Annotated in this window: 7 protein-coding genes and 2 pseudogenes; 2 read left to right on the forward strand and 7 right to left on the reverse strand. The window is 65.6% G+C overall.

Translation table 11 applies throughout. The features are described 5' to 3' along the window. The 5 genes and pseudogenes from espR to VFA16_RS18990 form a co-directional block, all read right to left on the reverse strand. Positions 1 to 188, reverse strand: a pseudogene (gene espR / locus VFA16_RS18970) (type VII secretion system ESX-1 transcriptional regulator EspR); the annotation flags it as partial. 470 nt (positions 189 to 658) lie between these two features. Next, a pseudogene (locus VFA16_RS18975) lies at positions 659 to 1,309 on the reverse strand (TMEM165/GDT1 family protein); the annotation flags it as partial. A 318-nt stretch (positions 1,310 to 1,627) separates the two neighbouring features. Further along, positions 1,628 to 2,161, reverse strand: coding sequence for a peptidase (locus VFA16_RS18980; protein WP_083088203.1), 534 nt, complete (start codon positions 2,159 to 2,161; stop codon positions 1,628 to 1,630). Positions 2,162 to 2,352: 191 nt separating this feature from the next. After that, entirely contained in the window at positions 2,353 to 2,976 is a 624-nt protein-coding gene (locus VFA16_RS18985; RefSeq protein ID WP_324969302.1) for a superoxide dismutase, read from the reverse strand. Positions 2,977 to 3,135: 159 nt separating this feature from the next. Beyond that, positions 3,136 to 3,291 (reverse strand): hypothetical protein, encoded by a 156-nt coding sequence (locus VFA16_RS18990; RefSeq protein WP_324969303.1) that lies wholly within the window; start codon positions 3,289 to 3,291, stop codon positions 3,136 to 3,138. A 474-nt stretch (positions 3,292 to 3,765) separates the two neighbouring features. Here VFA16_RS18990 and VFA16_RS18995 point away from each other — a divergent pair, with 474 nt between their 5' ends. Beyond that, positions 3,766 to 4,785 (forward strand): DUF4328 domain-containing protein, encoded by a 1,020-nt coding sequence (locus VFA16_RS18995; protein WP_324969304.1) that lies wholly within the window; start codon positions 3,766 to 3,768, stop codon positions 4,783 to 4,785. A gap of 4 nt (positions 4,786 to 4,789) precedes the next feature. After that, on the forward strand, positions 4,790 to 5,614 hold the full coding sequence (locus tag VFA16_RS19000) for a glycerophosphodiester phosphodiesterase (protein ID WP_324969305.1): 825 nt from the start codon (positions 4,790 to 4,792) through the stop codon (positions 5,612 to 5,614). Here VFA16_RS19000 and VFA16_RS19005 read toward each other — a convergent pair. Next, a complete protein-coding gene (locus VFA16_RS19005; RefSeq protein WP_324969306.1) occupies positions 5,611 to 6,156 on the reverse strand; it encodes a ferritin in 546 nt (181 codons plus the stop codon). The two genes, VFA16_RS19000 and VFA16_RS19005, sit on opposite strands and share 4 nt — an antisense overlap. Before the next feature lie 131 nt (positions 6,157 to 6,287). Beyond that, positions 6,288 to 7,511 (reverse strand): LCP family protein, encoded by a 1,224-nt coding sequence (locus VFA16_RS19010; protein ID WP_324969307.1) that lies wholly within the window; start codon positions 7,509 to 7,511, stop codon positions 6,288 to 6,290. Positions 7,512 to 7,610: the final 99 nt, after the last annotated feature.

Consider the following 7,610-nt stretch of genomic DNA (forward strand, 5'->3'; position numbering starts at 1 on the left):
GCCGCCATGGTCGCCGCGGAGGGGTTGGTCCGGTTGCCGGAGCGTAGCTGTGAGAGATACGGAGCCGACATCGTGATGCCCTCTGCCTTGAGCGCCGCGATCACCTCGGCCGACGTATGCGGCCCGCGACCGGGCGGATACACCGTGTCGAACAGGCGGTTCAGGCGGGCAGCGAACGTCGTGCTCATCGATATGACCTCCAGCGGGCTGCAAGAAAGAACGACTCATCCATGTATTTGCTGAACATCGTAGCGACAGTTATGGCCGCGGCCAAGTGCAAACCCGTCCGCAATTGATGTCCACGGCCGCCGCGGCGATTGCGAGCGCCGCTGAACGAGAACACGCGGTTCACGAGCCGTATACACACTATGCACCAAGGAAAATTATGGCGCGCAGTGCGGCCACTGGTTCAGCCGCATTGGTGGGCGGTCGCCGTCATCGGCGCGTCACCCGTCGCCCGGCAACGAGCCGACTACGAAGATCGATTCAAAAGCCAATTTGCTGTCGGCTGCCGTCGCTTGGTCGGCGGAGCACCGTCGAGCGGGATTGCGCCGGCTTCGCGAGCTTCTGTCGGGGCGGCCGTCGTGGAGGAGGAGACGCCCGGGCGCGCGGTGTCAGCCGACGGGCGGCCACGGTCCCCGGAGTTGGGCAGCGGCTCGCGGCGGCGGGCGACGCGCAGGGTTGCCAGGAGCGCCGCGACTGCCATCACCGCTGCGATCGCCGCGACAGCCACCCAGCGCCAGCCCAGCGCACCGTCGAACAGCATCCACAGCCCGAACGCAAGGAACAGCAGTCCGGCCAAAACGTGCAGGAGCCGTACCGGCATGCGGCGGTGCAGCAAAATCCCCGCCACAATGGCCAGACCATTGGCCGCCACCATGGCAACCGTGGTGCCGATCCACACGCCGACCCAGTTGTGATCGCTGGCCAGCGTGATGGTGGCCAGCGTGGTCTTGTCGCTGAGTTCGGCCAGAACGATGGACGACACCACGGCCAGCAGCGCGAAGCGCGGTCTGCGGACCTGGGCAACACCGTCGTCGCCGGTTTTCGCCTCGCGCCACGTCCATACCGCGAAGATCAAGAAGGCAACCGCTGATGCCAACGCCATCGGCCGCGCCGGTAGCGTCATACCCAGCGAATGCCCGATTGCTACTGAAACCCCGTGCACCACGATCGAGGCGATCGCCACTCCGGTCAGCACCAGCCACCAGCGGTAGCGCAGCGAATAGGTGATCGTGATCAGTTGCGAGCGGTCGCCGAGCTCGGCGACGAAAACGACCCAGAAGCTCAAAATCGAGGCTGCGAGCATGTGGCGACCTTTCGACGCGGCGTTCGACGATCGACTCGCGTCGTTCGTCGAACTTCGGGTCGAAGGTCTCGCCCACCGTCCGCTTGGGAACGGTTCGCCGGCCGGGCTGTTCGCCAGTGTGTCGACTCGACGATTCGGGGCTACTCCCCTTCGCTAACGATCCCAGGCTAGCGGCTGCAAAAGAGGTCCGCCAGTGCAGTGGTCAAGTTCGGGTGGCCGTATTTGCCGATTCGGCAAGCGCCTCTTTCCAATTAGCGCGCGCTATATTGCGCGTTGGCTCGGCGACCGCTTTGTTATGGACTTGTGCAGCCAAATCACTTACGCCGCAAGCAGCATCGCCAGAATCGCGGTGTCAGGATGGCTGATCGGGTCGACGCCGACACGGCTCACCATTGACGTGACCGTGCCGTCGGCTTCTGCCTCGACCCAGGCCGCACGGTGCTCTAGTCCCAGATACGGCAATCCCGGCAGGAGTACGCATCCCGATGCCGCCCCGCTGCATTCCGGCAACGACGGTGTGGTCTCTGACGGCGGATGCAACATCATCAGCGCAGGCGGCTGGTGGTCAGCGAAATGCCCTGGCGCGATGGCAGATTCACCAACCACCGGTCCTTCGGCCACCACCAAGCCCACGGTACCTGGCTCAGGAGACTCGGGTAATTCCTCGCGAGCACCGAAAACCGTTGTGGTGGAAAGCAATCCAGGCAACGAGGCTACCCGGACAGCAACCATAAGAAGCTGGGCCCACTCCTTCGTCGAATCCGGCCACCGACCAGAGATCACGAATCCCTTCAGCGAACCGCGGGAGTGGAAGGGGGCCACTTCGATGGCCCGGCCTGACCCAGTTTCCATTTCGGCCTCCGCGATACCTCCGCCTTCGGGACAACACGTCGGTGGGTCGATGAGCAAAGCATGCGACAGCAAGCGTGTACCCGCAAGCCGACACGGCTAATCAACGACGGTTGTGCAAAAACAAGGGGCGCCGCGCGTTTGGCGCGACGCCCCTGTGTCGTCGGTGGTATCGGGTTCCCTGGCCGTCGAGCTCAGCCGGCGATCAGGCCCTTGGTCTTCGAAGTCGCAGCCGCATAGCGGGCCTGGACGTCTTCCCAGTTGACCACGTTCCAGAACGCTTTGGCGAAGTCGGGCTTGACGTTCTTGTACTGCAGGTAGAAGGCGTGTTCCCACATGTCGAGCACCAGCAGCGGGACGATCCCGAGCGGGAAGTTCGCCTGGTGGTCGTAGACCTGGAATACCAACAGGTTGCTGCCCAGGCTGTCCCAGCCGAGTGCCGCCCATCCCGACCCCTGCACGGTGGTGGCAGCGGCGGTGAACTGGGCGCGGAACTTGTCGAACGACCCGAACGCGTCGTCGATGGCGGCGGCCAGTTCGCCGGTTGGCTTGTCACCACCGTTGGGGGACAGGTTCTTCCACCACAGGCAGTGGTTGACGTGCCCGGCCAGGTTGAAAGCCAGACTCTTCTCGTGCCCGACGATCGCGGAATGGTCGTCTTTGGCGCGCGCCTCTTCCAGCTTTGCCAGGGCGTCGTTGGCGCCTTTGACGTACGTCGCGTGGTGCTTGCTGTGGTGAAGCTCGTTGATCTGACCGGAGATGTGCGGCTCCAGCGCTCCGTAGTCCCAGTCCAAATCGGGCAAGGTGTATTCAGCCACTCCGATTCCTTCCTTGATCGTCGGTGATCGCTTGTGACGTCTTGCTTGCAGGTTTCCCGCCACGCGGCGGCCTAAGCGTAATCAACCCTGCTCCATGAGCGGGCACACCGCAACAACGAGTCCTGAGGAGTGCTGCCGATGTCCGGAATCGCCGCGACGTCAGACCAAAACGATGACGGCCAGGATCGCCAACAACACCAAAGCGATCAGCCCGGCGCGCACACCGGCCAAGAGGTAGGAACGACTACACGTCGATGAGCCCGGATACCACTGCGGCGATGACGCCGATCGGGGTCCGAGTGGTTGCGTCGTCATCGAGTGCCCCTGGCCTGCACCTAAACCGCCCCCAGTGAGATGAGTCACACAACTGATCTGGTGATCGCGATCATAGCGTCTTACGAAGCAGCAGAAAAATTGAACCGATAACCGCTGGCTGACCCCGGTGTTCACCCGGGTGCGCCGGATGATTGGCGCGGCACTTGGTGCGCAGTTGGCGCAGATGCTGCGCGACCGGTCGTCGGCCGGAGGGGAGGGATGCTTAGCGCGCCAACTTATTTCGCTCGGCGGGCGCGAGCCCTTTGGATGGGTGGCTCCGTGAGTGCCGCCTTATCCACAGCGACGGGCAGAAAGGCTATTTGACACTGCATTAACAATGCCGACATCTGGCACTGGTTGTGGATAAGCCTGTGGAAATTGTGGATAGCCGTAGATAGCTGGGAGTGTGCTGGACGGTTCGAATCCGCCGCGGTCTGTCCGGACCCGCGGCGTCGCCGCGCTTAAGCTGGTGCCGTGATCCAGGTGTGCTCCGGCTGCGGCACCCGCTGGAACGTCCGTGATCGCCAGCGGGTGTGGTGTCCGCGCTGCCGCGGAACGCTGCAAGCACCGGTGCCGCACCCCGACCCGCGGTGGAGCGCACAGCCAACCAGCAAGCCCGGCATTGCACAGCGCACACCGCCGCGGCTGCCGCCAGGCTTCCGGTGGATAGCAGTGCGGCCGGGTCCACCGCCACCGCCGCGACCACGCCGCCGGCCGCTGGGGCCCACCCCGCGGTACACGGCGATACCGCGGTGGGGACTGGTCGACCGCGTCGATGCCGCCGCCGGTCAGACTGTCGCGCCGCAGGCGGGACCGACGGCCGCGAGGGTGCGCGCAACGCTATTGATGACCATCGTGGTGCTGGCCATCGCGGCGCTGGTGCACGTCGTCCGCTACGTCCTGCTGATCATCAACCGCAGCACACTGTTGAACCCTGTGGTGGCTGCGGCGGCGCTCTGGCTGGGGGTACTGGCCAGCTTGGCGGCGATCGTCGCCGTGCTCACCTGCGCCGTGGTGTTGGTCCAGTGGTTGATCGCCCGGCGGGCCGCGGCGTTTGGCCATCTGCGTCGGCCCGAACCGCGGTCTATCCGGACGATGTGGGCGGGCTGCCTGGTGCCGCTGGTGAACTTGGTGTGGGCGCCGGTGTACGTGATCGAGCTGGCGACCGTCGAAGATCACTATGCGCGGCTGCGTAAACCCATCCTGGTGTGGTGGGCAGTGTGGATCGTCAGCACCGCGGTATCGCTGTGGGCCATCGCGACCAGCGGTGCCCATGACGCACAAGGCATCGCCAACAACACGGTCACGACGGTGTTCGCGTATCTGCTGGCGGCGGCTGTCGTGGCCGCGATCGGCAGAGTCTTCGAGGAATTCGACCGCAAACCCGTCGAACGGCCCGCGCATCGCTGGCTCGTCGTCGGCGAGGAGGGAAAAGCCGTCGCAGCGACATCGGCCGTTCCTGTTGAGTCTGAGGGCCAGGAACCGGCAGCATAGTGCTATGACGTGGGCCGAGCAGGTGCTCACCGGGCACCCCTTCGTGGTGGCGCATCGAGGCGCATCGGCAGCTCGGCCCGAACATACCTTGGCTGCATACGATCTGGCGCTCAAGGAAGGCGCCGACGGGGTCGAATGCGACGTGCGGCTCACCCGCGACGGCCATCTGGTGTGCGTGCACGACCGACGGCTGGATCGCACATCGACCGGGGTGGGCATCGTCAGCACGATGACGCTCGCGGAGCTTCGGGAGCTGGAATTCGGCGCGTGGCATGGCAGTTGGCGGCCGGACGGCGCCCACGGCGATACCGGTCTGTTGACGCTGGATGCGTTAGTGGCGCTGGTGTTGGACTGGAACCGGCCGGTCAAGATCTTCATCGAGACCAAGCATCCCGTTCGGTATGGCGCGTTGGTGGAAAGCAAGGTGCTGGCGTTGCTGCAACGCTTCGGCATCGCGACACCCGCTTCTGCTGACCGATCGCGCGCCGTGCTCATGTCCTTTTCAGGGATGGCGCTGTGGCGTATCCGGCGAGCAGCGCCGTTGTTGCCCACGGTGTTGCTCAGCCGGGGCTACCGGTATCTGGGCGGGCCGACAGCCAGCACGGTCGGGGCCACCGCGGTCGGGCCGTCGATCGCAACGCTTCGTGAGCACCCCGAACTCGTGGACCGCGCCGCCGCCCAGGGTCGAGCGCTGTACTGCTGGAATGTCGACCACTTCGAGGACGTCCAGTTCTGCCGCGATATCGGGGTGGCGTGGATCGCCACGCATCACCCGGGCCGCGCCAAGTCGTGGTTGCAGAACGGACTGACCGGCGCCGGCTACGACTAGAGGCGGCCGCCAGCCACCCGGGGCGCCGCCGAATCGGTGGACGGCGTTGACACCTCACGGGCGACGAAGTTCTCGAGCTCGAACAGGTTGTCGCCGGCGCGGCGGGCCACCCGCAGCAAGGTCGTCATCAGCGCCACTTCCTCGACCTGCTCTTTGAGGAACCATGCCATGAACTGCTCGCCGAGGTAGTCACCTTCGTCGCGAGCGACGGCGGCCAGCCTGCTGACCTGCTCGGTGACGGCACGCTCCTGGTCCAGCGCTAACGCCAGCGCGTCCGTCGCCGCGTCGAACTGGTTACGGACGGCGCCGACACCGGGAATCTCCACATCGACGTCGCGGTCGAGCAGATATGCCACCAGCATCATGGCGTGGTTTCGCTCGTCGACCGCCTGGCGGTAGAAGTGTTTCGCCAGCTGTGGCAGGGCGGCCTCGTCGAAATAGACCGCGATCGCAATATATTGCTGGGCCGCGGTGAATTCGTTGTAGATCTGCTCCTGCAATAATGAGTGGAATTTGGTCTTATGCAATTCCCGGTCCGTCATGGACGTCACGCTACCGCAGCTCAGAGGCCATGTCATGCAAGGTAACACTTACTGAGGCCAGGTTTTCCTAAGTAAAGCAAGGCTTATTAATAGGAGCAAATTCTGATTTAAGCGAGGAAATGGTCTGGTTTTTACGATGCACCCTCAAGCGCAGAAGAGGGCAGCGCCGAGTCGGACGCCAGCGCGTCGAACAACTGGCGGGCCGCGTCGTGGTTCCACACCACCACCGAGCCCGCATCGCTGCCGGTGAACTCGCCGATCGGCACGGTCAGCATGGTGGTGGAACTGTGCAGCGCCCAGCCCAGCCGCGCCAAGTCCCAGATGTGGTCTGTCTGGTTGACGGTCAGGGCGCCGGCCGCGGCGTGCGGCACCGCATACCACCGCCACGGGTTGAGCCACACCCCCGGCGTGGCGGCGCGGTGCAGCAACGCCGACATGAACTCCCGTTGGTGGACCATCCGGTCGAGGTCGGCGCGCGGCGTTGCCCTGGTTCGCACATAGCCGAGGGCATCGCGGCCGTGGAGCCGCTGGCATCCGGGCGGCAGATTGATCCCGGCCAGCGGATCGCTGATCGCGGCGGTCGGGCAGATCGTGACACCGCCGAGCGCGTCGACCACGCCGGCGAACCCTGTGAACCCGATTTCGGCGTAGTGGTCCAGCCGCAGTCCGGTGGCCTGCTCGACGGTCTGCGCCAGCAGGGGGGCGCCACCCATTGCGAACGCTGCGTTGATCTTGTCGCCGCCGTAGCCGGGAATCGGCACATAGGAATCGCGGGGGATCGACACCATCGTGGTGGGGGCGCTTGACCCGAATGCAGGCAGATGCACCAGAAGGATCGTGTCGGTGCGCCCGTTGCCGATGTCGCCGCCGGTGTTCAAGGCCTGCTGCTGCTCGGGCGTGAGCCCCTGGCGGCTGTCCGAACCGACCAGCAGCCATGTCGTACCCCGGCCGGCTGCCGGTCGACCGGGGTAGTCGGCCAGCACCGGGCTGCGGTGCAGTGAGGTGTCCATCCATAGCGCTCCGCCGAGTAGGCCCGCGGTGGCCAGCAGCACCGCGATCAGCACAGTCAGCGCGGCGATTCGGCCCCAAGGCCGCTTGCGCTTCGGTTTGCGGGGGCGGCTCGGCGGTGGCGGCGGTGGGGGAGCGGGACGACGCAGGGGTGCCGTGGTGTCGGCCGCTGTCGCCGGCGGGCGGTGGATGACGGGAGGTTGGCGTGGCGCGGCCACGGGCGTCTGGCGGGCCGGCGGGGCGGGACGCTGGGACGATGGCGGGGTATAGCGGGGGTCGCGCCGGATCACCTGGGACGGCTCCGGCGGCGGGAACCGTCGGGCATCGGGTGATCGGTCGCCGTTCACCCGGATAACCTACGCGGCGTTGTCAGCGCAGCCATCCGAGATGGTGCGCGAGCAGTACGTAGCCGACGAACGCCGCGGTGTCGATGAGGCCGTGGGCGA

The sequence above is a fragment of the Mycobacterium sp. genome, assembly GCF_035653355.1.
Taxonomy (GTDB): Bacteria; Actinomycetota; Actinomycetes; order Mycobacteriales; family Mycobacteriaceae; genus Mycobacterium.